Source organism: Streptomyces anthophorae (assembly GCF_049310305.1).
Classification (GTDB): domain Bacteria; phylum Actinomycetota; class Actinomycetes; order Streptomycetales; family Streptomycetaceae; genus Streptomyces.
In genome coordinates this window covers 5848758-5875460 of the sequence record NZ_JBLWQQ010000001.1, presented here as the reverse complement: position 1 = coordinate 5875460, position 26703 = coordinate 5848758, and the positions used below count along the sequence as shown (strand labels likewise).

The following is a 26703-nucleotide window of genomic DNA, read 5'->3' as shown; positions in this document are numbered from 1 at the left end:
TCACACCACCTCCCCTTCGCGCAGCCGCACCCGCAGCATCCGCACCGCCGTGTGCAGGCGGCTCTTGACGGTGCCCTCGGGCACGCCCAGCTCGGCCGCGATGTCCCGCACCGGCAGATCCGCGTAGAAGCGCAGCACCACTACCTGCCGCTGCTCGTCCGGCAGCTGGTCGAGGCCCTGCGCCACCGCCATCGACAGGACGCGGGTGTCGGCCGCGTCACGTGTGTCCTCCTGGCGCAGCGCGGCGAGCCGCTCGCCGAGGCGTTCCTGGCGGCGCCGCGCCCGGTGCCAGTCCATGGCGAGGTTCGAGGCGACGACCGCCGCCCAGGCCGAGACGTCGCGGGGCGCCTCCTGCCCCTTCGCGGCCCGTTCCAGCAACCGCAGCCGCACCTGCTGCACGCCGTCCGGCAGCTCCGCGTACGGCATTCCGCCGAGCGACAGCACGGCCCGCACCCGGTCCTCGACGGCCGCCTCCAGGGGGTCGTCCGGACGGCCCCCAGGTTTTCTGCGCAGCACTGCGCCTCCCCTCCCCGCGTACGCCCTACGACGCCGAAGGAGCCGGAAACGTTCGCCGGGGGCGCCTGAAACTGTGGCCAGTGCCATACCGTCCCGGACCCTGGACAATGGATTGGACAAGGCGGGCCTGGACAGACGCATCATGGACACACCCGCCAGGCCGGATGGCCGCTTGCACGAAAATCACGGAGGACCCTGTGAAGGTCGGAATCGTCGGAGCCACCGGTCAGGTCGGCACGGTCATGCGCAAGATCCTCGTCGAGCGGGACTTCCCGATCGACGAGCTGCGCCTGTTCGCGTCGGCCCGCAGCGCGGGCTCGGTGCTCGACGGCGTGACGGTCGAGGACGCCTCGACGGCCGACTACAGCGGCCTCGACATCGTCCTGTTCTCCGCCGGTGGCGCCACCTCCAAGGCCCTCGCCGAGAAGGTCGCCGCCCAGGGCCCCGTCGTGATCGACAACTCCTCGGCCTGGCGCAAGGACCCCGAGGTCCCGCTGGTCGTCTCCGAGGTCAACCCGCACGCGATCGCGAACCGCCCCAAGGGCATCATCGCGAACCCGAACTGCACGACGATGGCCGCGATGCCGGTGCTGCGTCCGCTGCACGACGAGGCGGGCCTGGAGGCCCTGACCGTCGCCACGTACCAGGCGGTCTCCGGTTCCGGCCTCGCGGGCGTGGCCGAGCTGCACGGCCAGGCGCAGAAGGTCGTCGCGGAGGCCGACAAGCTGACGCACGACGGCGAGGCCGTCGACTTCCCGGAGCCGAACGTCTACAAGCGCCCCATCGCCTTCAACGTGCTGCCGATGGCCGGCTCGATCGTCGACGACGGCCTGAACGAGACGGACGAGGAGCAGAAGCTCCGCAACGAGTCCCGCAAGATCCTGGAGATCCCGGAGCTGAAGGTCTCGGGCACCTGTGTGCGCGTCCCGGTCTTCTCCGGTCACTCGCTCCAGGTCAACGCCCGCTTCGCCCGCCCGCTCAGCCCGGAGCGCGCCACCGAGATCCTCGGTTCGGCCCCCGGCGTCGAGCTGTCCGAGATCCCGACGCCGCTCCAGGCGGCCGGCAAGGACGCGTCGTACGTGGGCCGCATCCGTAACGACGAGACGCTGGAGAACGGCCTGGCGCTGTTCATCTCCAACGACAACCTCCGCAAGGGCGCCGCGCTGAACGCGGTGCAGATCGCGGAGCTGGTGGCCAAGGAGCTGTCCGCCAAGTAAGCCGCGTTACGTCGCCGCAGGGGCGGTCACCGGATGTCCGGTGACCGCCCTTCGCGCATTTCAGACCCTCGGTACGGCGAAGTGCAGGCAGCCGTACTCCACCGCCCTGACGTGCACGAGCACCACCTCCGGGTCGGCGAACGCCTCGTCGAGGGCCGCGTCGATCCCGGCCGTCGGACCGTCCTGCGGGATCTCCAGGAGGCGGCCGCCCGCGATGTGGCCGCGGGCGTCGTAGCGGCGCAGGGTGCGCAGCGCGCCGGGGCGGGCGAACGGGTAGCCGCTCCGGTCGGCCGCCGGGCCGCCGCAGTCCTCGGCGTGGATGAAGACCGGGCCCTGCTCGTCGTACGCGCCGGGGGTCGCGCCCGTCCGTGCGGCCCAGCGGCGCAGGGGCGCGTACGAGACGAGGGCGATGTGCTCGCCCTCGGCGACGGGCCGCAGGCAACAGCGCAGCGGGGAGCCGACGGAGGCCTCGCCGCTCGCCGTGAAGGGACGCATCGCGCGGCCCGCGTCGTCCGTGGTGCGGAGTTCCTTGAGGGCGGTCGGGTCGATGGGGAGTGCGGTGTACCTGGTCATGGCTCCACAGTCGCTCCGGTCGCACGTGTTCACCGGCGGGAAACGGACATCGCCTTCGCGTACCCCGCGTGGAAGGATGACCGGAAACGTCACAAACGTAGACCGCTTACTAGGAGATGACCGCGTGCCTGGCACCAATCTGACCCGTGAAGAGGCGCAGCAGCGGGCGAAGCTGCTCACCGTTGACTCGTACGAGATCGATCTCGACCTCTCCGGCGCGCAGGAAGGCGGCACGTTCCGGTCGGCGACCACCGTGCGCTTCGACAGCGCGGAAGCGGGCGCCGAGACCTTCATCGATCTCATCGCCGACGCCGTGCACGAGGTGGTGCTCAACGGCCGTTCGCTCGATGCCGCCGCCGTCTTCCGGGACTCGCGGATCGCGCTGAAGCACCTGGAGTCGGGTCCGAACGAGCTGAGGGTCGTCGCCGACTGCGCGTACACGAACACCGGTGAGGGGCTGCACCGCTTCGTCGACCCGGTCGACGAACAGGCCTACCTCTACACGCAGTTCGAGGTTCCCGACGCGCGGCGCGTCTTCGCGTCGTTCGAGCAGCCGGACCTCAAGGGCACCTTCCGGTTCACGGTGAAGGCGCCCAGCGGCTGGACCGTGATCTCCAACTCGCCGACGCCCGAGCCGAAGGACGACGTCTGGGCCTTCGAGCCGACGCCGCGCATCTCGACGTACATCACGGCGCTGATCGTCGGCCCGTACCACTCGGTGCACTCGTCGTACGAGAACGCGGAGACGGGCCAGTCCGTGCCGCTCGGCATCTACTGCCGCCCGTCCCTCGCCGAGTTCCTCGACTCGGACGCGATCTTCGAGGTGACGCGGCAGGGCTTCGACTGGTTCCAGGAGAAGTTCGACTACGCGTACCCCTTCGCCAAGTACGACCAGCTGTTCGTGCCGGAGTTCAACGCGGGCGCGATGGAGAACGCGGGCGCGGTCACCATCCGCGACCAGTACGTGTTCCGCTCGAAGGTGACCGACGCCGCGTACGAGGTGCGGGCCGCGACGATCCTGCACGAGCTGGCCCACATGTGGTTCGGCGACCTGGTCACCATGGAGTGGTGGAACGACCTGTGGCTGAACGAGTCGTTCGCGACGTTCGCCGAGGCGGCCTGCCAGGCGTACGCGCCGGGCTCGAAGTGGCCGCACTCGTGGACGACGTTCGCCAACCAGATGAAGACGTGGGCGTACCGGCAGGACCAACTGCCGTCCACGCACCCGATCATGGCGGACATCAGCGACCTCGACGACGTGCTCGTGAACTTCGACGGCATCACGTACGCGAAGGGCGCCTCGGTCCTCAAGCAGCTCGTCGCGTACGTCGGCATGGACGAGTTCTTCCAGGGCGTGCAGGCGTACTTCAAGCGCCACGCGTTCGGGAACACGCGCCTCTCCGACCTCCTCGGCGCCCTTGAGGAGACCAGCGGGCGCGACCTGAAGTCCTGGTCGAAGGCGTGGCTGGAGACCGCAGGCATCAACATCCTGCGCCCGGAGATCGAGACCGACGCGAACGGCGTCATCACCTCGTTCGCCGTCCGCCAGGAGGCCCCCGCGCTGCCCGAGGGCGCCAAGGGCGAGGCGACGCTGCGCCCGCACCGGATCGCGATCGGCTTCTACGACCTCGACGACGAGTCCGGCAAGCTGCTGCGCGGCGAGCGCGTCGAACTCGACGTCACGGCGACCGAGTCGACGCAGGTCCCCGACCTGGTCGGCAAGCGCCGCCCCGCGGTGATCCTGCTCAACGACGACGACCTGTCGTACGCGAAGGTCCGCCTCGACGAGGAGTCCCTGGCCTTCGTCACGCAGCACCTCGGCGACTTCGAGGCCTCACTGCCGCGGGCGCTGTGCTGGGCCTCCGCCTGGGACATGACGCGCGACGCCGAGCTGTCGGCGAGCGCGTACCTGGACCTGGTGCTCAGCGGCGTCGGCAAGGAGTCCGACATCGGCGTCGTGCAGTCGCTGCACCGCCAGGTGAAGCTCGCCGTCGACCTGTACGCGGCGCCCGCCCACCGGGACGCGCTGCTCACCCGCTGGACCGAGGCGGCCCTCACGCACCTGCGGACCGCCGAGGCGGGCAGCGACCACCAGCTCGCGTGGGCCCGCGCGTTCGCGGCGAGCGCCCGTACGCCGGAGCAGCTCGACCTCCTGGACGCCCTGTTGGAGGGGTCGCAGACGATCGAGGGGCTTGCCGTCGACACCGAGCTGCGCTGGGCGTTCGTGCAGCGGCTCGCGGCGGTCGGGCGGCACGACGAGGCGGAGATCGCGGCCGAGTACGAGCGGGACAGGACGGCGGCCGGTGAGCGGCACGCGGCCAGCGCCCGCGCGGCGCGGCCGACCGCGGAGGCGAAGGCGGAGGCGTGGGCCTCGGTCGTCGAGTCGGACAAGCTGCCGAACGCGGTGCAGGAGGCGGTGATCGGCGGCTTCGTCCAGACCGACCAGCGTGAGCTGCTCGCGCCGTACACGGAGAAGTACTTCGCGGCGCTGAAGTCCGTCTGGGACGCCCGCTCCCACGAGATGGCGCAGCAGATCGCGATCGGCCTCTACCCGGCGATCCAGGTGTCCCAGGAGACGCTGACGGCGACGGACGCGTGGCTGGCGTCCGCCGAGCCGAGCGCGGCGCTGCGCCGCCTGGTGTCGGAGTCGCGGGCGGGCGTGGAGCGCGCGCTGAAGGCGCAGGACGCGGACGCATAACGCCGTGAGCCCGGTCCCCTTGCCCCCTGTCGTGTGAGACTGGGCGCATGGGGGCCGGGCGGGAGTCGCGGGTGGAGAAGGACGCGATGACGGTGGAGATCGTCTACGCGTTGGTGAGCGGCGTGGTGATCGGCGCTGTGGTGACCTTGGTCGCGGTCGCGATCTTCAAGGTGCCGCTCACGCCGTACGGGGCGACGCTCGGCGGCCTCGTCGGCGTGGCACACATCGTGCGTGTACTGCGCCGGTTCGACCGGGAGCGCCGCCTCGGGCGGTGAAGTCCCTCGCGTACCGCGGGGGTTACTGCGTGAAGCGGTCGCGGAGCGCCTTGCGGCCCGTCTCCGTCAGGCTGCCGTGCACGCGCATCCGGGCCACGCCCCCGTCGGGGAACGCGTCGAGGCGTACGTGGGTGGCCACGGCCTCCTTCGGGAGCTTGAAGCGGTGCAGGGTGTCGGGCTGAAGCTTGGTGCGCGGGATGATCTCGAACCACTCGCCGGTCTCGCCGTCACGGCCGCTCAGCGCGATCCAGCCGGCCGAGTTGCCCTTGAGGTACGCCGTGTCGATCTCGACGGCGCGGATGGTGCCCTGCGCGGCGAGGCGGAAGCGGACCCAGTCGTTGGTGCCGCGGACGCGGCGGCGGCGGTTCTCCCAGCCGTCGTCCATCTTCTGCGACGTGCCCGGCAGGATGATCTGCGTCGGCGACGAGTAGAACTTGTCGGACGCGTCCTCGTAGGCGCCGCCGTTGAGCACCGACGCCAGGTCGAAGGTGCCGAGCAGGTCCAGCCACTCCGGGTCCGGGACGACCTCGCCGTGCACGCGCAGGCGGGCGATGCCGCCGTCGGGGTGCTGGCAGACGCGGAGGTGCGTGTAGCGGCGCTCGGACGTGATGGTGAAGGCGTTCGCCGCGTGGCCCTTGACCTGGCTCTTCGGGACGATCTCCTCCCACTTCACGTCGTCGGCGAGCAGCTCGGCGGGGCCGGGGCTGCCTGCCACGTTCGTCGCCTGGATGCTCACCTTCTGCGGGTAGTTGCCGCGGAAGTGGGCGGTGTCGACGATCACGCCGCGGATGACGCCGGGGGCGCCGAGCCGCACGATGGCCCAGTCGTGCTCCTCCGGTGCCGGGAACGGGGAGTCCGCAGTTCCCCTGCGCCTGCGGGTCTCCCAGCCGTCCATGACCTTGCCCTTGTGCCCGAAGTGCTCCGGGTCGAACACCGCGCGGTGGCGCAGCAGCAGGTTCTCGCGCATCGCGAAGAACTCGTCGTTCGCGGCGATCACACCGCCGCCGAGCCGCCGGTCGGCGAGGTCGACGAGGTCGGCGAAGGCCTCGGCGTCCCCGAAGGTGCGGTAGTCGGCGTACGGGTCGCCGCCTCCGTAGGGGGCGGCGTCGTTGGCGTGCGGGTCCTGGTCCTGGGCGGGAGTCGTCTGGGTCATGGGCCCACTCTCGCGCGCGACGCGCCGACAGGTCCATCGAAAGTTTTCGAGGTGGCCTTTCAGTTTTCCTGAACGGTCAGGGCTTCCAGCACCCTGCGCACCGCCGTCCCCTCCTCCGAGCCCTTCCGCACGGCCGCCACCACGTGCCGTACGGGACGGTCCGCGCCGAGCGGGCACATCACGACGCCGTCCCGGCGCGCCGCCGCCATCCGCGGCACGAGGGCGACGCCCATCCCGGCCTCGACCATCGCGAGGATCGCGGTCCACCCGGCGGCGCTGTGCGCCTGCTCAGGGACGAATCCGGCGGCCTCGCACGCGTTCGTCGTGATCTCCGACCAGGGCCCGGACCCGCCGAAGATCCACGGCTCCCCGGCGAGATCGGCGAGCCGCAGGCCCGGCTCGCCCGCCAGCGGATGCCCCACCGGCAGCGCGACGTCCAGCGGGTCGGCGAGCAGCTGCACCCGCGTGAACTTGGGGTCGCGGGGCGTCGGCGCGTGCGCCGCAAGGGACAGGGCCAGGTCCACGTCACCGGTGGCGAGCAGCTCGTACGCCTCGCCGGCCTCCGCCTCCCGCACCCGGACGGTGATGCCCGGGTGCGACTCGCGCAGCTGCCGCACGGCGGGCACCACGAGCGCGGGCACGGCGGTGGAGAACGCGGCGACCCGCACGGTCCCCGTCTCGCCGTGCACCCACTGCGCCAGCTCGGCGTCCGCGCGCTCCAGCTGGGCGAACACGACCTCCGCGTGCCGCAGCACGAGCTGCGCGGCGTCGGTGAGCCGCACCCGCCGCCCCTGCGCCTCCAGGAGCGGCACACCGAGCTGCTTGGCGAGGTTGGTGAGCTGCTGCGAGACGGCGGACGGCGTCATGAGCAGCGTCTGCGCGGTGGCGGTGACGGTGCCGCACTCCCGCAGGGTGCGCAGGATCACCAGCTTCTTCACGTCCCACCGGTCGGGTCCCGGCACTCGCTTCTCGCTGCTGCTCATACGCCACAACGTATCCGCTCGCGCGGCCGTCCTACGCTGCCCTCATGGCACACTCCGCGCGCCTCCGCCCGGCCCGCCCCGACGAGGCGGCACTCCTTTCCGCCCTCGCGCTGCGCTCGAAGGCGCACTGGGGCTACGACGACGCCTTCATGGCGGCGTGCGTGGACGAGCTGACGCTGCGCCCCTCCGAGGTCGTGCGCCGCCGCACGACGGTCGCCGAGGACGCGGACGGCCGGCCCGTCGGACTGGTGACGCTCGAAGGTCCGCCGCCGGTGGGCGAGCTGGGCCTGATGTTCGTGGAACCCGACGCGATCGGCCTCGGGGTGGGCCGGCTGCTCTTCGAGCACATGCGGGAGACGGCGCGCGCGGCCGGGTTCCGCGCGGTGAGCTGGTCGGCGGACCCGAACGCGGTCCCGTTCTACGAGGCGATGGGCGGGCGGCACGTGGGCGTGACGCCGTCGGGTTCGGTGCCGGGGCGGGTGCTCCCCCTGATGGAGCTGCGGTTGTGACGAGCGGGCGATCAGGCGAGCAGCCGCGGTACCGCCCGTACGTAGACCACCATGCCGATGACCTCGACCAGTGTCTGGGTGACGACCACCACCGCCGCGACGGCCAGCGGGTCCGGCAGGGAGAGGGCGAGGGGGAGGACGACGAGGGAGTTGCGGGTGGCGCCGCTGAAGACGACGGCGCGGCCGGAGGATGTGTCGAGCCGGAGCAGACGCGCCACGGCACGTCCCGCGAACGCCATCACCAGCAGGAACAGCACGTAGAACGGCACGACGCGTGCCACGTCCCCGAGGCTGTCGTCCAGCTTGGGGACCTGCGAGGCGACGACCGTCAGCAGGGTGGCGGCCATGAGCGGCACCATCGCCGTGCCCATGGCGTCGGACACGCGCTGCCCGGCGGGGCGGCGGGCGGCCCAGGCCTGGGTGAGCCAGGCGAGGGCGAGCGGGGCGACGACGAGCGCGAGGAAGGCCTCGACGAACGGTCCCGCCTCCACGACATCGCTCAGCCCCTCCCCCATGAACAGATACAGATACCCCGGCAGCAGCACCATCTGCGCGAGCAGCAGCAGGGGTGTGGCGGCGAGGAGCCGTTGGCTCGCGGCACCCGCGAGGCCGCTGAAGACGATCACGTAGTCGACGCAGGGGCAGAGCAGCACGAGCAGCACGCCGAGGCGGACCGCCCGGCCGTCGGGCAGGAACGCGAACATGGCGGCGACGACGAGCGGAACGACGACGAAGTTGACCGTGAGCGCGGCGGCCAGAAACCGCCCCGCACGCAGCGACCGCAGCAGTTCCGCTGCGGGGACCTGGAGGAAGGTGACGTACAGCAGGGCGGCGAGCACGGGGTTGATGACCCCTTCGAGCCGGCCCCCGGCACCCGGGGCGGCCACCCCGACGAAGCCTCCGGCCACCATGGCCCCCAGGTACACGCCCACCTGGCGCCGCTCCATCCACCCCGTCACACTCACGCCCCGACGTTACGTTGCGCGGCACCGGGGCGCCGCCTTGCCCACCCTGCCGCCCAAGGCGGCAGATTGCCCAAGGCGGGACGGGTTCCGGCACCCCGCGAGGCCGACGCCCCCGGAGGGGGCGGGGGGGGGAGATGGGCGACGGCAGGGGCGATTGCCCGCGGGGCGATGGGCCCGCTTGAGCCCCAGCGACGGGTGAGCCAATTGAGCCCCGCCGGCGATTGAGGCGCGGGGCCCGGGGCGGAGCCCCGAGGGCGCAACGCCGGTGCGGCGAATCCAGTCCCGCGAGGCTCGGCAAAACCAGCCCCGCCGGCGATTGAGGCGCGGGGTCCGGGGCGGAGCCCCGTGGCGTAGGGGCGGTCGGCCGGTCAGGAGAGGTGCCGCAGCCAGTCGACCAGCAACCCGTTGACCTCCACGGGACGTTCCTGCTGAAGCCAATGACCCGCCCCATCGAGAACGTGGGACCCCACAAGCCCCGGCAACGTCACCGGATACGCGTCGATCGCGTCGGCCAGCCACACCGTGGACGCATCCCGCCCACCCCCGACGAACAGGGACGGCTGCCCGATCGCCGCCCCGTCGTACGCCGCGAGGTCCTCCCAGTCCCGGTCCATGTTCCGGTACCGGGCGAGCGCACCGCTCATCCCCGTACGCTCGAACTCCCCCGCGTACACGTCGAGTTCAACCTCGCTCAGCCACCCCGGCCGCACCCCCGGGAACCGGTCCCGCAGCCGCCCGCCCCGCGCGAGGAAGTGCGGATCGGGCTCACCGGCCCCCGGCATCGTGTCGGCGGACATCGCCGCGTAGATCCCGGCCAGCCACCCCCGTACGTCCGGCTCGATCTCCGCCTCCGCGCGCCCCGGCTCCTGGAAGTACGAGACGTAGAACTCCTCCGCGTCCCCGCCCATCCCGGCGAACACCTCACTGGGCCGCGGCCCGCCCCGCGGCGCGTACGGCACGCTCAGCAGCCCCACCGCCCGGAACACCTCCGGACGGACCAGCGCCGACGTGGCCGCGATGTTCGCCCCCCAGTCGTGCCCGATCACGACCGCCGTCTCCTCGCCGAGGGCCCGCACCACGGCGACGTTGTCCTCGACGAGCTCCAGCATCCGGTACGCGGCGACGTCGTCCGGCCGCGACGACCGCCCGTACCCGCGCACGTCGATCGCGACCGCCCGGTACCCGGCGGCGGCGAGCGCCGGGAGCTGCCGGCGCCACGAGTACCAGGACTCGGGGAAGCCGTGCAGCAGCAGGACCAGCGGCCCCGTCCCCTGCTCCACGAGATGGGTACGGCCGGCCGGCGACGGCACGAGACGGTGGACCGGTTCGGGCAGATCAAGCACGTCGGACATCGCTTCCTCCAGTTCGAGGGGAACCTCTCGGCTCCCTCGATCCTGCCGCTACGCCCGCCCCGCCCCCGCCTTTGTTGCCGTTCCGGCAAACCGCGCCGGGGCGACCGACGCCAGCACCACCCCGCCGAGGATCAGCGCCATGCACCCCACCTGCACCCACCCCATCGACTCCCCGAGGACGAGGTACGAAAGCACCGCCACGCACACCGGCTGGAGGTAGTACACGACGCCCGCCCGCGCGGCCCCCACCAGCGCGATCGCCTTGTTCCACGCGAAGAAGGCGACGGCCGACGACACCACGCCGACGTACAGCAGCGGACCGACCGTGCCCGCCCGCACCTCGAAGCCGCCCTGCACCGCCACGCTCACCGCGTACACGGGCAGCAGCATCAGCGCGCCGAGCACGAACGTCGCGAACAGGAAGGCCACGCCGCCGAGTTCGCGCGGCTTGCGGCGCAGCAGCGCGCTGTACGAGCCGAAGCAGACGGCCGCGACGACCACCCACAGGTCACCGGGCGCGAAGTCGGGCGCGAGGGATCCCTTGCTGACCAGGAGCACAACTCCCGTGCAGGCGACGAGAGTCCCGGTCACCCGACGCGCCCCGAGCCGCGCCCCGCCGAGCCGTTCGTACACCGCCATGACCACCGGCGACGCGGCCATGATCATGCCCATATTGCCCGCGGAGGTCGTCATGCCTGCCTGGTTGACGAGGGTGTTGTAGGTCGCGATGCCGAGCAGCGAGGCGAGCGCCACGAACCCCAAGTGCCGCCGCAGCGCGGCCCGTTCGCGCCATGCCGCCCGCACCCCGAACGGCGCCACCGCGACGATCGCCACGATCCAGCGCCAGAACGCGTGCTGGATCGGCGGCACGCTGTCGTGCAGCCCGCGCGAGGTGACGAAGCTGCCGGACCAGACGACCGTGGCGAGCGCGGCGAGCGCGAGGCCGACACCGAGCCCGCCGGCCGCTCTCGGCTCCACCGGGGTACGGGTACGGTCCAGGACTGCCATCAGGGTCGGGCCTCTCGGTAGCGGGTTCTGTTGCCCCGCTACCGTCGCAGCGCCCTACCCATCACGTCCATCGAAACTTTACGGCGATTACTTTAAGCAGAACAGAACATTCGCTAGCCCTCCAGATACGCAAGGACCGCCAGCACCCGCCTGTTGTCGCTCTCCCCCGGATACAGGCCGAGCTTCGTGAAGATGTTCCCGATGTGCTTGGTGACGGCCTTCTCCGTGACGACCAGGGACTCCGCCACCCCCGCGTTCGACCTGCCCTGCGCGAGCAGCGCGAGCACCTCGCGCTCGCGCCCGGTCAGGGAGCCGAGCCGCTGGTCGCGGACCTTGCGGGCGAGCAGCTTCGACACCACCTCGGGGTCCATCACCGTGCCGCCGCCCGCCACCTGCTGGATGGTGCGCAGGAACTCGGAGCCGTTCGTGACCCGGTCCTTGAGCACGTAGCCGACCGCGCCCGCACCGTCCGCCAGCAACTCCCGCGCGTACAGCGGCTCCACGTACTGCGACAGCAGCAACACCGGCAGGCCCGGCACCTGTTCGCGGGCTTCGAGGGCCGCGCGCAGGCCCTCGTCGCTGAAGTCCGGCGGCAGCCGCACGTCGACGATCGCGACGTCAGGACGCTCGGCGACGAGGACCTTGCGCAGCTCGGGGCCGTTGTCCACGGCGGCGACGACCTCGTGCCCGTACGCGCCGAGGAGCCGCACCAGACCGTCCCTCAGCAGGAAGTGGTCTTCGGCGACGACAACACGCACGGCACCTCCATGGAGATCTGGGTCGGCCCGCCGGCCGGGCTGTGGACGGCGAGGACGCCGTCGAAGGTCGCGAGGCGGCGTTCGATGCCGGCGAGGCCGCTGCCCCGGGCCGGGTCCGCGCCGCCGCGCCCGTCGTCGGTGACGGCCACGCGCAGCGCCATGGTCCCCGCGTCGTAGGTGATGTCGATCCACAGCCGCTCGGCCTCCGCGTGCTTGGCCGCGTTGGTGACGGTCTCGGCGACCGCGAAGTAGACCGCGGACTCGACCGGCGGCTCGGGGCGGGCGGGCAGGTCGACCGTGACCTCCGCCGCCAGCGGGCTGAGCAGCGCCAACGACCGTACGGCGTCGCCGAGTCCGCGGTCGGCGAGGACCGGCGGGTGGATGCCGCGGACCAGGTCGCGCAGTTCCTGGAGCGCCGCGGACGAGGAGGCGCGGGCCTCCGCGAGCAGCGCCCTGACGGCCTCCGGGTCGTCGTTCAGGCGGTGCTCGGCGGCGTCCAGGGTCATGCCCATCGCGACGAGCCGGGCCTGCGCCCCGTCGTGCAGGTCCCGCTCGATGCGGCGCAGTTCGGCGGCGGAGGTGTCCACGGCGTCGGTGCGGGTCGCGGACAGATGGGCGATGCGGGCGGCCATCAGCTCCTGCTCGGTCGGGGAGAGCGTGGCGCGGACGAAGCGGGCGTGGCGGTCGACCATGGAGGGCGCGATCCACAGTCCGGTCTTGGCGAGGACGAGTCCGAGCAGGCCCGCCATGATGCCGGTCGGCACGTCGCTGACGGGGATCGCGGTGTACCAGAGGCCGCCCCAGCCGGCGTCCTGGGCCAGGTACGCGCCGAAGAAGGCGAGGAAGACGCCCCACAGGCCGAAGAGGACGAGCGCCCCGGGAACGCAGGCGATGAGGCCGCCGACGAAGGAGTACATCGTCGTCCAGCGCCACTCACGGAACCGCTGGGCGTCCCCGAACACCCAGCGGTAGCGGGCGAGCGGGCCGAAGCGCTCCTTCTCGTTCCCGAGCACCGGCGCGGGCGTCGACTCGACGGCGATGCCCGACCACTCGGCCGCGAGGGCCCGCTCCCGGTCCACGACGCGCCGCATGCCCGCTGCCGCCCAGGGCAGCAGGCCGGGGACCGGCGTCCACACCGCGATGTGCAGCATCGTCGACCAGTGCAACGCCACCATGGACAGCCACCACAGCCGGTGGCACCGCCCGACCGCCTCGACCCGCTTCATGTCGCCAACTCCCCCGACTCGACCGCAATCCCGGCTGTTCGCCGCTACCGGAACGAGTATCCGGCGAACTCCTCGGGCAGGTCGGTGGACTTAACTCCCCCATCCGGCACCGCGTCCGACGCCCACGCCGCGTACCCGTCGGGCCGCACCAGGAGCGCCGTGCGCCGCTCGCTCGCCCAGTGGGCGACCCGGAGGCCGTCCAGCTTGTCCGGCGAACCCTGGGGCAGGACGAGGACGAACTCGCCCGCGCGCAGGGCCTCGTAGAGCCGGGTGCCGCCGTGCAGCGCGATGTCGGGGACGCGCCTGCCGACGAGCGGGTGGGCGCGCCTGGGGGCCGGGTAGCGGAAACCGATGCCGGTGATCTGGCCGACGGCGCGGTTGCGGGCGGGGCGGGCCCGGTTCACCGCGGTGGTGAGGGCCGAGCGGGCCGCGAGCGTCCAGGGGCGCTTGGCCATCGCCAGGCGGACGAGGCCGCCGCTGCTGCGCAGCACCGCCTTGCCGACGGGGTGGCGTTCCGCCTCGTAGGTGTCGAGGAGTTCCGCACTGGCCCGTCCGCTCACCACGGCCGCCAGTTTCCAGCCGAGGTTCGCGGCGTCCTGGATGCCCGTGTTCATGCCCTGGCCGCCCGCGGGGGTGTGCACGTGCGCGGCGTCCCCGGCCAGCAGCACCCGGTCCACGCGGTACTTCGGCGCCTGGCGTTCGTCGCTGTGGAAGCGGGACATCCAGCGGGCGTCGTGCATGCCGTAGTCCTGGCCGAGGGCGAGCCGCGCGGTCTCCTTGATCTCGTCGAGTTCGAGCGGGGCGTCGTCGGACACGTCGTGCGCCCGGTTCCAGGCGATCACCCGGTAGTAGCCGTCGCCGAACGGGGCGATGAAGGCGAAGGCGTCGCCGACCGTGTTCACGGTGAGGACGTTGTCGGGCTGCTCGCCGAGCCGTACGTCGGCGAGGACGACCGAGCGGATGACGGACTTGCCGGGGAACGGCAGGCCCACCGCGGTCCGTACGGAGCTGCGCATGCCGTCGGTGCCGACGACGTACGCCGCACGCAGGTCCTTCGACTCCCCCTGTGCGCGTACGTGGAGCGTGACGCCGTCCGCGTCCTGCGCAAGGCCCGTCACCTCGGTCTCGTACGCGAAGGTGACCCCGGCGTCGACGGCCCGCCGCTCCAGGAGCTTCTCGACCTCGTACTGCGGGACGACGAGGAGGTGGTTGAAGCGCGAGGGCAGCTCCGCCAGTTCGAGGAAGAGGCTGCCGAACAGCCGCAGCCGCTGGAGCCGTTGGCCCTTGGCCTCGAGCTCGTCGGCGAGACCCCGCGCGTCGAGCTGCTCCAGCGTGCGGGCGTGCACGGCGAAGGCGCGGGAGAGATTGCTGATCTGGTGGGGGCGCCGCTCGACGAGGGTGACGGGCACGCCCGCGGCGGCGAGGTCCCCCGCGAGCAGCAGTCCGGTCGGGCCCGCGCCGACCACGATCACTGAACCGGTGTTGCGCGATGAGCCGATGCTGTCCATGAGGCCTCCAGAAGCGGTGACGCCCGGATCGACCCGCCCATCCTGCCCGCACAGACGCGTCGAGGGCACCCGCCGCGACCGAACGCGACGGGTGCCCTCGACGGGGAAACCTCGGGGAAGCGGAGCCTCAGCCCTGCTTCGGCTGCTTGCGGGACTTGTCGCCCAGCGCGACCAGACCGGCGATCACCAGGAACAGCACGATCGGCGTCACCACGTAGAGGCCGAGCGTCTCGATCACGCTCAGGCCGGTACCCGGGTCGTCGCCGTCGTCGCGCGTGAGCGCGAGCGCGGGGGACGACATGAGCAGCATCATCAGCGTCGTACCGGAGGCCAGGGCGCCGGCGCGCAGGGCGTTCTTCTTGTCCACGAGCCCAACGTAGCGAACGCCTAAACGGGCCGCGCGTCCGGGGGGCCTGTAAGGGGCACTTCGGCTCCCGGGCGAGGCTCCGTGAACACGCCGAGCAGGGCGTGCGCGCGGGGCGACGCGGCCAGTTCCTCAAGGGTGACGGGACGGCCCCCGGCGTCGGCCACCGGCAGCCGCCAATTCGGGTACTCGGCCCAGGTCCCGGGCAGGTTCTGCGGGCGCCGGTCGCCGACCAGGTCGGGCAGCCACACCCCGGTCATCCGGGCCGGTGTACGCCACAGGAACCGGTGGACGGCGCGCACCGCCTCCTCCTCGTCGTGCGTCCCGCGCGTGAGCAGGCCCATCCGGGCGAACAGGGCGAGCCACTCCGCGACCTCCGCCGCCGACTCGGCCCCGCTCGCCGTCGACAGGCCGAGCCGCTCGCGCAGCCGTACGTCGTCGCCGCTGAGGCGGGCGGCGGTGGACGGCAGGTCGTGGGTGGTGGCGGTGGCGACGCAGTCCGTGCGCCACGCCTCGGCGGGCACCGGCCGCCCGTCGCCCTCCCAGTCGCGCTCGAACCACAGCACGGACGTGCCGAGCACCCCGCGCGCGTGCAGCGTCCCGCGCACACCCGGCTCGACGGTGCCGAGGTCCTCCCCGATGACGTACGTGCCCGAGCGCGCCGCCTCCAGGAGCAGCACGGCGAGCATGGCCTCGGCGTCGTAGTGGACGTAACAGCCCTCGGTGGGGGGCTCGCCCTCGGGGATCCACCAGAGCCGGAACAGGCCCATCACGTGGTCGATGCGGACGGCGCCCGCGTGCCGCATCAGATTGCGCAGCAGGTCGCGGAAGGGCGCGTAGCCGGTCTCCGCGAGCCGGTCGGGGCGCCACGGCGGCAGGCCCCAGTCCTGGCCGCGCGCGTTGAACGCGTCCGGGGGCGCGCCCACGCTGATGCCCTGCGCGAAGACGTCGCGCTGCGCCCACGCGTCGGCGCCGCCGGGGTGCACGCCGACGGCGAGGTCGTGCACGAGCCCGATCGGCATGCCCGCCTCGCGGGCGGCGCGCTGGGCCGCGGCGAGCTGCCCGTCGGTGAGCCAGGCGAGGCGGCAGTGGAAGTCGACGCGGTCCATCAGCTCCCGGCGGGCGCGGGCGGTGGCCGCCGAGCGCGGGTCCTGGAGCGCGGCCGGCCAGGTGTGCCAGTCGGGGCCGTGGACCTCGGCGAGCGCGCAGTACGTGGCGTGGTCCTCCAGGGCCGTGCCCTGCGCGGCGAGGAAGTCGCAGTAGGAGGCGCGGCGGCCGGGGGTGAGCGGCACCGCGTGGATCGCTTCGAGCGCCGTCCGCTTCAGCGCCCACACCGCGTCCCGGTCGATCAGCGCGCCCCCGGTGAGGACCGCCTCGCGCAGCCGGGCGGCCTCCCGGGCGTGCTGGGGGACGTACGCGTACTCGGGGATCTCCTCGATCCGCAGATGGACCGGGTCGGGGAAGCGGCGTGAGGAGGGGCGGTAGGGCGACGGGTCGGTGCCGCCTTCGGGCCCGCTCGGCACCGCCGCGTGCAGCGGGTTGACCTGGAGGAATCCGGTGCCGTGGGTGCGGGCCGACCAGGACGCCAGGTCGGCCAGGTCCGCGAGGTCGCCCATGCCCCAGGAGCGGGTGGACAGCAGCGAGTACAGCTGGACCAGCAGGCCGTGGGTGCGCGGCGGCGGGGCCGGGGCGGTGGGCGGCGCGGCGATGAGGTGGGCCTCGGCGGTGCGCCCCTCGGGCGCAGCGACACGCAGCCGGTGCACGCCGGGCGGGGTCGCGGTGCCCGGGTCCCAGGGGTCGAAGCGGTCCCCGCCCTCGGGCCGCAGCCGCAGCTCGGCCCCTGCGGGCAGGCCCGCCACCCAGGGCGGGACGCTGCCGTCGGCCCACACCACCACGGTGGGCGGCAGCAGCCGCTCGGGCGCCTCGGCCGGGTCGGAGGTGACATCCACGCCGAGCGCCTCGAGGGCCGCCGCCACCGCAGCGTCCGAGGCGTGGACGGTGCGGCCCGGCGCCGGGGAGTAGGAGGTGGCCACTCCGTGCAGCGCGGCGTGCCGGGCCTGCGTCATGGGCTCAGGCGAGGCCGCTCGGGCAGCCCGCGGCCAGGCCGTTCGGGGTGGGCTCGGAGGTGAGCGGCGCCTCGTCGTTCATGGGCGGCTCGGAAGTCAGGGGGGCGTAGTCCGTGAAGGCGGGCTCGCTGGTGAGGGGTGATTCGAAGGAGCTGGTGCTGGTGACGTCGGCGTCGTCGAGCATGCTGAGGTCCGCCTGTTTGGAGAGGGCCGAGAGCAGGAGCTGTGCTGATGCGGCCACGGGGGCCTCCTTCGTCGTAAGGCGTCGGGAGTCGAAGCCCTACCCAGAAGGCGCGGGCGCAGACCTTTTCCGTGGGACAACGTGTTGCTGGTCACATTGTGTACGACGAAAGGAACTTTCCCGCAGGGCCGGTGGAACCGAAAAAACTCCCGTCCGACCAGGCAACTCGTCGGTAGGGCCGGTTCCCGCCCATCGACGACCGCCACCCTTCTATCCTTGTGCCTCTTGAGTCGGTTTCGAACCAACGAGGAGTACGCCGTGCAGCTCCGGCGCAGGAAGAGGGCGGCCGCCCTCGCGGTCGCCGTCATCGCCGGGACGCTGGGCGGGGCCACGGGGGCCGCGGCCGCTCCCCCGAGGCCGGGGACGACCACGGGCGACCTGAAGCCGGACACGAAGCTGCCCGCGGTGTGGCCGCGCCCGCAGTCCCTCAAGGCCTCGGACGAGGCGGACGGGGTGACGGTCCCGGACCAGGTGACGCTCCTGGTGCCGCCGGGCTCCGACACGTACGCGGTGGACGCGCTGCTGAGGGCGCTCAAGGACGCGGGGGCGCGGGACGTCCGGCAGGTGCACACCGAGGCGGACGTGCCGCGTGACGCGCGGCTCGTGGTGCGGCTCGCCACCGGGTCCCCGCGGGCCAGGAGCGGCGCGGGCGACTACCGCCCCGACTCGGGCAAGGAGAAGGCGGGACCGCTCGACGCGACGCTGCGGGGCCTCGGCGCGAGCCCCCGCGGCGATCTGCCGTCCGGCGGCTACCGGCTGGCCGTGGGCCGCGCGGCGGGCACACCGACCGTGGCGATCGAGGGCATCGGCGACGACGGCCTGTTCCACGCCGCGCAGACGTTCCGGCAGCTGATCGACGGGCGGACCGTCGCGGGAGTCGTCGTACGGGACTGGCCGGGCACGGCGGTCCGCGGTCTGACGGAGGGTTTCTACGGCACGCCGTGGACGACGGAGCAGCGTCTTGAGCAGCTCGACTTCATGGGCCGCACCAAGCAGAACCGCTATCTGTACGCGCCCGGCGACGACCTGTACCGCCAGGCCCGCTGGCGCGAGACGTATCCGGCCGCCCAGCGCGCCGACTTCCGCAGGCTCGCCGAGCGGGCCCGCGCCAACCACGTGACGCTCGGCTGGGCGGTGGCTCCGGGCCAGGCGATGTGCATGTCGTCGCCGGACGACATCAAGGCGCTGACCCGCAAGCTCGACGCCATGTGGGCTCTCGGGGTGCGGGCCTTCCAGCTCCAGTTCCAGGACGTGTCGTACAGCGAGTGGCACTGCGAGTCGGACGCGCGGGAGTTCGGCTCCGGGCCCGACTCCGCGGCGAAGGCGCAGGCGAAGGTCGCGAACGCGGTGGCGAAGCACATGGCGGCCCGGCACCCGGGCGCCGGGCCGCTGTCCCTGATGCCGACCGAGTACTACCAGGACGGCGCGACGGAGTACCGCACGGCGCTCGCCCGCGATCTGGACGACGCGGTGGAGGTCGCGTGGACGGGCGTCGGCGTGGTGCCGCGCACGATCACCGGCGGTGAACTGGCGGGCGTGCAGAGCGCGTTCGGCGGCGGGCACAAGCTGCTGACGATGGACAACTACCCGGTCAACGACTTCGCGCAGGACCGGATATTCCTGGGCCCGTACATGGGCCGGGAGCCCGCCGTGGCCTCCGGTTCGGCGGCGGTCCTCGCGACGGCGATGGAGCAGCCCGCGGCCTCCCGCATCCCGCTGTTCACGACCGCGGACTACGCCTGGAACCCGCGCGACTACCGGGCCCAGGAGTCCTGGAAGGCCGCGATCGACGACCTGGCGGACGGCGACGAGCGGACCGAGGAGGCGCTGCACGCCCTCGCGGGCAACGACGCGTCGTCGGTGCTCGGCGCTGACGAGTCGGCGTATCTGAAGCCCCTGATCTCGGCGTTCTGGACGGCGCGCACGACGACGGACCCGGACGGCAACAAGAAGGCGGCGAAGTCCCTGCGGGACGCGTTCACGCAGATGCGCCGCACGCCCTCGGCCCTCGACGGCACGGACCTCGACTCCGAAGTCCGGCCCTGGGCCGACAAGTTGGGCCGCTACGGTCAGGCGGGCGAGGCCGCCGTCGACATGCTGGAGGCGGCGGGCCGCGGCGACCAGACGACGGCGTGGAAGGCGGCGCGTCACCTGGCGGCCCTGCGCGAGGACGTGAAGAAGTCGCACGTCACGGTCGGCAAGGGCGTCCTTGACCCCTTCCTGAAGCGGGCCGAGAAGGAGTTCGCCTCCTGGTCGGGCACGGACCGCGCGGACGCGTCGAAGGGCGCGAAGGCCGAACTCCCGCGCCCCCGCGCCCTGTCCACGGTCACGGTCCTCGCCGACCCCGGCACCTCGGGCGCGGTCGAGGCGCACGTCCCCGGCGAGGGCTGGAAGCGGATCGGCGCGCTCACGGACGGCGGCTTCACGGAACTGAAGGCGCACGACACGCGCGCGGACGCGGTACGGGTGAGGGGCGCGTCCGACGACGCGGTCGCCCACATCGTCCCCTGGTACGCGGACTCCCCCGCGGCCTCCGTCACGCTGGCCCGCACCGAGGCGGACCTGGAGATCGGCGGCAGGACCGAGCAGGTGACGGCGCACCTGACCGGGCAGCGGCCCGACAACGTGCGCGGGAAGCTCACGGCGAAGGCCCCGCACGGCATCAAGGTCGAACTGCCGCACCAGTCCGAACTCCCGCGCGGCACCAAGGTCGACGTGCCGGTGAAGGTGACGGTCCCGTCGACCACCCCGGCGGGCACCTACGAGATCCCCCTCCGCTTCGGCGACGAGACCCGCACCTTCTCGGTCCGCGCCTACCCCCGCACGGCGGGCCCCGACCTGGCCCGCTCCGGCAAGGCCTCCTCGTCGGGTGACGAGACCCCGGACTTCCCGGCGAAGGACGCCAACGACGGCAAGGCGTCGACCCGTTGGTCCTCCCCCGTGAAGGACGGCGAATGGTGGCAGGTGGAACTCGCCGAGCCCACCCGCCTCGGCCTGGTCACCCTCCACTGGCAGGACGCCTACGCCGAGCACTACCGCGTCCAGACGTCCGGCGACGGCCGCACCTGGCGCACGGCGGCGACCGTCCGCGACGGCCAGGGCGGCCACGAATCGGTCCGCATGGACGCGAAGGACGTGCGCTTCGTGCGGATCGTGGGCGACAAGAGGGCGACGCAGTACGGGTTCTCGTTGTGGTCGGTGGGGGCGTACGGGGTGGCCGGGGACTCGCGGGACTGAGCCCGCGGGCCGGCCCCGCGGGCCCGGCGGCAAACGGAGTTGGGCCTCCCACTTGTCCCGGCTTCCGCATCACTATGTACTCGATACATATACGCCGTACATACTCAGCGCATGAGCACCCGTCACGTCCTGCTGGGGCTGCTCGCGGACGGTCCACGCCACGGCTATGACCTCAAGCGGCGGCACGACGAACGCTTTCCGCAGGCCCGTCCCCTCGCCTACGCGCAGGTCTACACGACCCTGCAACGACTGGTCCGCGACCACCTGGTCGAGGTCGAAGGCACCGACTCCGACGGCGGCCCCGAGCGCACGCTGTACCGGTCGACGCCCGAGGGCAGACGCGAACTCCTCGGCTGGGCGGCGGAGATCACCCCGCCCGCGCCGCACGTCGCCAACGAGATCTTCGCCAAGGTCGTCGTCGCCATCCTGGTCGCCGACCAGGGCGCGGACCCCGCCGCCCACCTGTTGCGACAGCGGGCCGCGCACATGGCCCGGATGCGCGAACTCACCGCCGTGAAGAGCGACCCGGGTGCCGACCTGACCACCGTCCTCTCCGCCGACTACGCACTCGTCCACCTCGACGCCGATCTGCGCTGGATGACCACCACCGCCGCCCGGCTCACCACCCTGACCGCGGAGGTCACCTCAGCATGAACCCACTCCTGACCGCCGAAGGGCTCACGAAGTCCTACGGCAGAACCCAGGCGCTGCGCGGCGCCGGGGTCGACGTCCGCCCCGGCGAGATCCTCGCCGTCACGGGCGCGAGCGGCAGCGGCAAGTCGACACTGCTGCACTGCCTGGCCGGCATCGTCCGCCCCGACCAGGGCTCGGTGACGTACGACGGCGGGCGGCTCGACCGATTCGGCGAGGAACGGCTCAGCGAGCTGCGCCGCACCGAGTTCGGAATCGTCTTCCAATTCGGCCAGCTCGTCCCGGAGTTGAACGCTCTCGACAACGTCGCCCTGCCGCTGCTGCTCGCGGGGACGCCGCGCGCGGCGGCGCGGGCGGAGGCCGACGCGTGGCTGGAGCGGTTCGGGGTGCGAGGCCAACGCGACGCGCGCCTCGGCGAGATGAGCGGCGGACAGGCCCAACGGGTCGCGCTCGCGCGGGCCCTGGTGACCGGACCCAAGGTCGTCTTCGCCGACGAGCCGACCGGCGCCCTCGATTCGCTCGCCACCGAGCAGGTCCTCGCGTCCCTGGTCAACGCGTCCCGTGAGTCGCACACGGCCGTGGTCCTGGTCACGCACGAGGCGCAGGTCGCGGCCTACGCGGACCGGGAGGTGAGCCTGCACGACGGGAGGGTGCAGGAGACCTCCGTGCCCACGGTGGCGGTGACCCGATGAGCGTCTCCTGCGAGCTGCGCCTCGCGTGGCTGCTGACCCGCGGCGCGGACCGCGTGGAGCGGCGGCGGGCCGCGCTCACGGCGCTCGGCGCCGCCGTGGCGACCGGGTTCGCGTGCGCGGCCCTGGCACTCGCGAGCGTGCGGGGCCAGGTCTGGTTCCCGTACGGGAACGGCCTGTTGGACCAGCCGGGCACCCGGCAGGGCGTCGCCGCGGGGCTGCTGCTGCTCCTTGTCCCGGTGCTCGGCTTCCTCGGTCAGTGCGCCCGGATCGGGGCGGTCCACCGCGACCGGCGGCTCGCCGGGCTGCGGCTCAGCGGGGCGGGACCGAAGCAGGTGCGGCGGATCGCGGCTCTGGAGGCCGGGGTCGCGTGCCTGGCGGGAACGCTCGGCGGGGGCGTGGTGTTCGCGGCGGCCGTGCTGGGCCTGGGCAGGGCGGTCGATCCCCTGGCGTGGCTGGGCTTCGCCTTCGTGGTGCTCGCGATGCCGGTGCTCGGCGCCCTGGCGAGCGCGGTGGCGCTGCGCCGGGTCATCGCCTCGCCGCTGGGGTACGTGCGGCGGGAGCGGGCGGGGCGGGGGCCGGGGCCCGTCCTCGGCCTGCTGGTGCCCGTCCTGCTCGTCGTGCTCGGCGCGGGCCTGGTCCTGTCGCTCGGCAGCCTCGGCACGCTCGCGTCGCTGCCGCTGTTCGTCGTCGGCGCCGTCGTACTGAGCGGGACGGGCGCCGTCTGGGTCGCGGGGACGTCCGCCCGGGTCATCGGGCGACGGCTCGCCCCGCGCGCCGAGCACCCCGCCGTGCTGCTCGCCGCGCACCGGCTCCAGGAGGACGCTTGGTCGGCGGCGCGCAGCCACGCGGCCGTCATCCTGGTCACCGTCTTCGGGGTCGGCGTGGCCGGAATCCGGGAGATCTTGCTCGGCCAACTGGCGGCGAACGCGGCGGAGACCGGCGAACCCCAGAACGTCGGCTACTACACGTACGGCCTGAACCTCACCGCCGTCGCCGTCCTGATCGCCCTTCTGATCGGCCTGTCGGCGCTCGCCGTCGGCACCGGCGAATCGCTGTCCTCGCGACGCCGGGCACTGGCCGCGCAGTCCGCGGCAGGCGTGCCGCGCCGGACCCTGACGCGGGCCCTGCTCCTGGAAACGGGCCTTCCGCTGGCCCCTGCCCTGGTCCTCGCGACCGTCGGCGGCACGGCGGTCCACACGGCGTACGCCACTCTCACCCACCAGCCCGTCCCCTGGGCGCTGCCGCTCCTCGTCCCGGCCGGCGTCTACGCGGCCTGCCTGCTGGCCACGGCCACGGTCCTGCCGCTGCTGCGCCGCTCGACGCACCCGTCGCACCTCAGGACGGCGTGACGGCTCCCGATACGAGGGCGGGGCGCGGGAGAAGAACTCCCGCGCCCCGCCCTCGTCGTACGGACGCCTACTTCGACAGATTCGCCGGCGGTATCGGCGACGCCGCCAGCGACTGCGGTGACGTGGACGACGCGTAGGCCGACGGGGCCGAGACGCCCGCCGCCGGGTCGGCCGCGGTCTCGGCGTCCGGCTGGGCGGGGACGCCGCCGACGATGCGGATGCCCGCCTCGTCGAAGGCCCGCTTGATGCGCCAGCGCAGTTCGCGGGAGATGGTCAGGGCCTTGCCGGGCATCGTCTTGGCGGAGACGCCGACCACCATGGAGTCGAGCAGCACGCTGTCCAGGCCGAGCACCTCGACCGGACCCCACAGCATCTCGTTCCACGGCTCGGACTTGCTCATGTCCTCGGCGACCTCGGTCAGCGTCGCCCTGACCTTGTCGAGGTCCTCGTCGGCGCGGACGGTGACGTCGACGGCCGCGGTGGACCAGCCCTGGGAGAGGTTGCCGATCCGCTTGACCTCGCCGTTGCGCACGTACCAGATCTCGCCCTCGGCGCCCCGGAGCTTCGTCACGCGCAGGCCGACCTCGATGACCTCACCGGAGGCGACGCCCGCGTCGATCGTGTCCCCGACGCCGTACTGGTCCTCAAGGATCATGAAGACGCCGGAGAGAAAGTCGGTGACGAGGTTGCGCGCGCCGAAACCGATCGCCACACCGGCCACACCCGCGGAGGCGAGCAGCGGCGCCAGGTTGATCTTGAACGCGCCGAGCACCATGAGCGCCGCGGTGCCCAGGATCACGAACGAGGCGACCGAGCGCAGCACGCTGCCGATGGCCTCCGAGCGCTGGCGCCGTCGCTCGGTGTTCACAAGAAGACCACCGAGTGCGGTGGTGGCGCCGCTCTCGCCGCGGCGGTTCATGCGGTCGACGAACTTGGTGATGGCGCGGCGTATGACCGCGCGCAGCACCAGGGCGATGACGACGATCAGCAGGATCCGCAGGCCCACGCTCAGCCAGGTGGACCAGTTCTGCTCGACCCAGCCGGCGGCCTGTCCGGCCTGCTCCTGGGCGTCCTTGAGGGTGGGTTTCGCGGGGTCGGACGAGGCGTCGCTCGCCCCCGTTTCCGACAGGACGGACAAGATCACGGCAGGTACCTCCAGGCGTAGCCATCTGCCCGCCTCACGGCGCTGCTCGGGGACAGGAGCGGGCAGACCCACCACACTAACGGGGCATTGTGTGTGGATCGTCGTCACATTCGACGGAGAGACGGTGCTCACGTGAAGCCGCATGGCGCACCAGGGGACTTCACCCGGCCCGGACCGGGAATGAAGGGTCTTGTGGTCGAAAACACTCCAAGCCCGTTACGCGGACATGGTGGCGCCATGACCAGCCGTGAGGGGAGACTGGCTAGGAGATCGTCCCGGCGCGAGCCACGCGCCGCCGGCGTACAAGGAGGCCTCCGTGCCGCATGTCCTGGTCCTCAACGCGTCGTACGAGCCCCTCGGCGTCGTACCGCTCCGCCGCGCGCTCGTACTCGTCCTCGAGAACAAGGCCACGTGCCTCGAGGAGTCCGGCGCCTTCATGCACAGCGCAACACGTACCGTCGCCGCTCCCAGCGTCGTCCGGCTCAAAAGGTTCGTCCGGGTTCCCTACCGGGGGCCCGTTCCTCTGACCCGACGCGCACTGTTCGCCCGTGACGGCGGCCGGTGCATGTACTGCGGTGGCGTCGCAACCAGCGTCGACCACGTGATCCCGCGCAGCCGCGGGGGTCAGCACGCCTGGGAGAACGTGGTGGCGTCGTGCCGCCGCTGCAATCACACGAAGGCCGACCGCCACCTGGTGGAGATCGGCTGGCGCCTGCGCCACAAACCGGCTCCGCCGTCGGGCCTGGCCTGGCGCATCATCGGGACCGGACATAGGGATCCGCGCTGGCTGCCCTACTTGCAGCCATTCGGCGCGGACGAGGCCCTGGCCCGGATCGAAGGCATTTCAGCCTGACTTCGATCCGGGCTTTCGCTGTCCTGCGCGGTTGTCCCGCGCGGTTGTCCTGCGTGCCTTGAGAGGCCGCGTACGTGAAGTGCGCGGCCCCTCCCCTATTGACCGCACCCGTATGGGCGGCTTAGTTTCCTCGCACCCCGATAGGAAAGTTTCCTAACAGTACGAGGAGGCGGGTCCCCGCAATGGTCCACACCGCGGCCGGCACCCCCGGCACCCCCAGCGTCCTGCGCGCCATGAACGACCGCGCCGCGCTCGACCTCCTCGTCGCCCACGGCCCGCTCACCCGCACCCGGATCGGCGAGCTGACCGGCCTGTCCAAGCCGACCACCTCCCAGCTGCTCGGCCGCCTCGAAACCGCCGGGCTCGTGCGGACCACCGGCAGCCAGACCGGCCGCCCGGGGCCCAACGCCCTGCTGTACGAGATCGACCCAGGCACCGCGCACGTCGCCGCCCTCTCCGCCGACCCCACCGGCATCACCGCCGTCGTCGCCGACATCACCGGCGCCGAACGCGGCCGCCGCCGCATCGAGGCCGAGGCCGTCAGCGAGGACGTGCGGCACCGCACCGCCCAGCTCGTCGCCGAGGCCGTCGACGGGGCGCTGGCCCGAGCCGGGCTCGGCCACGGCGACCTGACCGCCACGGTCATCGGCACCCCCGGCGCCATCGACCCGCACACCGGAGCGCTCCGCTACGCCCCGCACCTGCCGGGCTGGCACTCCCGCACGCTGCGCGACGACCTCGCGCAGGTGCTCGGCACCCCCGTCTCCATCGAGAACGACGTCAACCTCGCCGCCGTCGCCGAGCAGTACGAGGGCGCCGCGCAGGACCACGACGACTTCGTGCTCGCCTACGTCGACGAGGGGGTGGGCGCCGCGATCGTGCTCGGCGGAAACCTGCTGCGCGGGGCGACCGGCGGCGCGGGCGAGATCGGCTACATGCCGCTGCCGGGCGCTCCCCTCGCGCGCGGCGGCTCCGACTCCGTCGCCCGCCCGGACGGGGGTGGCGGTCTCCAGAGCCTCGTCGCCGCCGCCGCGATCCGTGAACTGGCCGGTGGGGTCAAGGACTTGAGCGAGGCGCTGGCCGAGCCGGGCGTCCTCGACGAGGTGGCCCGCCGCCTCGCCACCGGGCTCGCCGCCGTCGTCGCCGTCGTGGACCCCGAGCTCGTCGTGCTGTCCGGCCAGGTGGCCCGGTGCGGCGGCGACGCCCTGCGCGACCGCGTCGAGGCCGAGCTCACCGGGCTCGCCCTGCCCCGCCCCCAGCTGCGCATCAGTGACCTGCCCGGTGATCCCATCCTCACCGGCGCCCTGCGCACCGCCCTCACCCAGGCCCGCGACTCCGTCTTCGACACCAGCACCCCCGCGTAAC

Annotated in this window: 24 protein-coding genes; 10 read left to right on the top strand and 14 right to left on the bottom strand. The window is 72.8% G+C overall.

From position 1 onward, the window contains the following. On the bottom strand, positions 1-603 hold the full coding sequence (locus tag ACNYS0_RS26655) for a sigma-70 family RNA polymerase sigma factor (RefSeq protein ID WP_422476980.1): 603 nt from the start codon (positions 601-603) through the stop codon (positions 1-3). 110 nt (positions 604-713) lie between these two features. Between ACNYS0_RS26655 and ACNYS0_RS26650 the strand changes: the two genes are divergently transcribed. Then, positions 714-1733 (top strand): aspartate-semialdehyde dehydrogenase, encoded by a 1020-nt coding sequence (locus ACNYS0_RS26650; protein WP_422476979.1) that lies wholly within the window; start codon positions 714-716, stop codon positions 1731-1733. 60 nt (positions 1734-1793) lie between these two features. On the opposite strand, the gene ACNYS0_RS26645 is transcribed toward ACNYS0_RS26650, so the two are convergent. Next, a complete protein-coding gene (locus ACNYS0_RS26645) occupies positions 1794-2306 on the bottom strand; it encodes a DUF1203 domain-containing protein (RefSeq protein ID WP_422476978.1) in 513 nt (170 codons plus the stop codon). Between the two features lie 124 nt (positions 2307-2430). On the opposite strand from ACNYS0_RS26645, the gene pepN reads away from it, so the two are divergent. Both pepN and ACNYS0_RS26635 read left to right on the top strand, forming a co-directional pair. Continuing rightward, entirely contained in the window at positions 2431-5004 is a 2574-nt protein-coding gene (gene pepN, locus ACNYS0_RS26640) for an aminopeptidase N (RefSeq protein WP_422476977.1), read from the top strand. Between the two features lie 47 nt (positions 5005-5051). Next, positions 5052-5279 (top strand): DUF6332 family protein, encoded by a 228-nt coding sequence (locus tag ACNYS0_RS26635; RefSeq protein ID WP_422476976.1) that lies wholly within the window; start codon positions 5052-5054, stop codon positions 5277-5279. Positions 5280-5301: 22 nt separating this feature from the next. On the opposite strand, the gene alc is transcribed toward ACNYS0_RS26635, so the two are convergent. Further along, positions 5302-6432 carry an allantoicase gene (gene alc / locus ACNYS0_RS26630; RefSeq protein ID WP_422476975.1) on the bottom strand — a complete coding sequence of 377 codons (1131 nt, stop codon included), beginning with the start codon at positions 6430-6432 and terminating at the stop codon, positions 5302-5304. Positions 6433-6491: 59 nt separating this feature from the next. Next, positions 6492-7415, bottom strand: a complete 924-nt coding sequence (locus tag ACNYS0_RS26625; protein ID WP_422476974.1) for a LysR family transcriptional regulator — start codon at positions 7413-7415, stop codon at positions 6492-6494. A 44-nt stretch (positions 7416-7459) separates the two neighbouring features. Here ACNYS0_RS26625 and ACNYS0_RS26620 point away from each other — a divergent pair, with 44 nt between their 5' ends. Next, a complete protein-coding gene (locus ACNYS0_RS26620; RefSeq protein WP_422476973.1) occupies positions 7460-7924 on the top strand; it encodes a GNAT family N-acetyltransferase in 465 nt (154 codons plus the stop codon). A gap of 11 nt (positions 7925-7935) precedes the next feature. On the opposite strand, the gene ACNYS0_RS26615 is transcribed toward ACNYS0_RS26620, so the two are convergent. From ACNYS0_RS26615 to ACNYS0_RS26575, 9 genes are all read right to left on the bottom strand, one after another. Next, positions 7936-8871 carry an arsenic resistance protein gene (locus ACNYS0_RS26615; protein ID WP_422482787.1) on the bottom strand — a complete coding sequence of 312 codons (936 nt, stop codon included), beginning with the start codon at positions 8869-8871 and terminating at the stop codon, positions 7936-7938. Between the two features lie 386 nt (positions 8872-9257). Continuing rightward, a complete protein-coding gene (locus tag ACNYS0_RS26610; RefSeq protein WP_422476972.1) occupies positions 9258-10241 on the bottom strand; it encodes an alpha/beta hydrolase in 984 nt (327 codons plus the stop codon). A 48-nt stretch (positions 10242-10289) separates the two neighbouring features. After that, the gene (locus tag ACNYS0_RS26605; protein ID WP_422476971.1) at positions 10290-11249 is read right to left on the bottom strand and encodes a DMT family transporter; all 960 of its coding nucleotides are present in this window, start codon (positions 11247-11249) and stop codon (positions 10290-10292) included. 113 nt (positions 11250-11362) lie between these two features. Further along, positions 11363-12007: a response regulator gene (locus ACNYS0_RS26600; protein WP_422407348.1), complete on the bottom strand. Its 645-nt coding sequence runs from the start codon at positions 12005-12007 to the stop codon at positions 11363-11365. Continuing rightward, positions 11971-13233 (bottom strand): sensor histidine kinase, encoded by a 1263-nt coding sequence (locus ACNYS0_RS26595; RefSeq protein WP_422476970.1) that lies wholly within the window; start codon positions 13231-13233, stop codon positions 11971-11973. The genes ACNYS0_RS26600 and ACNYS0_RS26595 overlap by 37 nt, the downstream gene beginning before the upstream one ends. A 44-nt stretch (positions 13234-13277) precedes the next feature. Beyond that, the gene (locus ACNYS0_RS26590; protein ID WP_422476969.1) at positions 13278-14741 is read right to left on the bottom strand and encodes an FAD-dependent monooxygenase; all 1464 of its coding nucleotides are present in this window, start codon (positions 14739-14741) and stop codon (positions 13278-13280) included. 127 nt (positions 14742-14868) lie between these two features. Further along, positions 14869-15108 carry a hypothetical protein gene (locus ACNYS0_RS26585; protein WP_385769334.1) on the bottom strand — a complete coding sequence of 80 codons (240 nt, stop codon included), beginning with the start codon at positions 15106-15108 and terminating at the stop codon, positions 14869-14871. Between the two features lie 20 nt (positions 15109-15128). Continuing rightward, complete coding sequence (malQ, locus tag ACNYS0_RS26580) at positions 15129-17171, bottom strand: 4-alpha-glucanotransferase (RefSeq protein WP_422476968.1); 2043 nt, start codon at positions 17169-17171, stop codon at positions 15129-15131. Positions 17172-17175: 4 nt separating this feature from the next. Then, positions 17176-17412, bottom strand: a complete 237-nt coding sequence (locus ACNYS0_RS26575; RefSeq protein WP_356376799.1) for a hypothetical protein — start codon at positions 17410-17412, stop codon at positions 17176-17178. A gap of 258 nt (positions 17413-17670) precedes the next feature. Here ACNYS0_RS26575 and ACNYS0_RS26570 point away from each other — a divergent pair, with 258 nt between their 5' ends. The 4 genes from ACNYS0_RS26570 (at position 17671) to ACNYS0_RS26555 (ending at position 23341) form a co-directional block, all read left to right on the top strand. Next, the gene (locus tag ACNYS0_RS26570) at positions 17671-20649 is read left to right on the top strand and encodes a glycoside hydrolase family 84 protein (RefSeq protein ID WP_422482786.1); all 2979 of its coding nucleotides are present in this window, start codon (positions 17671-17673) and stop codon (positions 20647-20649) included. Positions 20650-20760: 111 nt separating this feature from the next. Further along, the gene (locus tag ACNYS0_RS26565; protein WP_422476967.1) at positions 20761-21303 is read left to right on the top strand and encodes a PadR family transcriptional regulator; all 543 of its coding nucleotides are present in this window, start codon (positions 20761-20763) and stop codon (positions 21301-21303) included. Next, a complete protein-coding gene (locus tag ACNYS0_RS26560) occupies positions 21300-21992 on the top strand; it encodes an ABC transporter ATP-binding protein (RefSeq protein ID WP_422476966.1) in 693 nt (230 codons plus the stop codon). The genes ACNYS0_RS26565 and ACNYS0_RS26560 overlap by 4 nt, the downstream gene beginning before the upstream one ends. After that, positions 21989-23341: an FtsX-like permease family protein gene (locus ACNYS0_RS26555; protein WP_422476965.1), complete on the top strand. Its 1353-nt coding sequence runs from the start codon at positions 21989-21991 to the stop codon at positions 23339-23341. The genes ACNYS0_RS26560 and ACNYS0_RS26555 overlap by 4 nt, the downstream gene beginning before the upstream one ends. A gap of 67 nt (positions 23342-23408) precedes the next feature. Here ACNYS0_RS26555 and ACNYS0_RS26550 read toward each other — a convergent pair whose 3' ends face one another. Further along, entirely contained in the window at positions 23409-24485 is a 1077-nt protein-coding gene (locus ACNYS0_RS26550) for a mechanosensitive ion channel family protein (RefSeq protein WP_422476964.1), read from the bottom strand. Between the two features lie 316 nt (positions 24486-24801). On the opposite strand from ACNYS0_RS26550, the gene ACNYS0_RS26545 reads away from it, so the two are divergent. Further along, entirely contained in the window at positions 24802-25338 is a 537-nt protein-coding gene (locus ACNYS0_RS26545) for an HNH endonuclease (protein ID WP_326023161.1), read from the top strand. A gap of 182 nt (positions 25339-25520) precedes the next feature. Further along, positions 25521-26702, top strand: coding sequence for an ROK family transcriptional regulator (locus tag ACNYS0_RS26540; RefSeq protein WP_422476963.1), 1182 nt, complete (start codon positions 25521-25523; stop codon positions 26700-26702). The last annotated feature ends 1 nt before the right edge of the window (position 26703 follow it).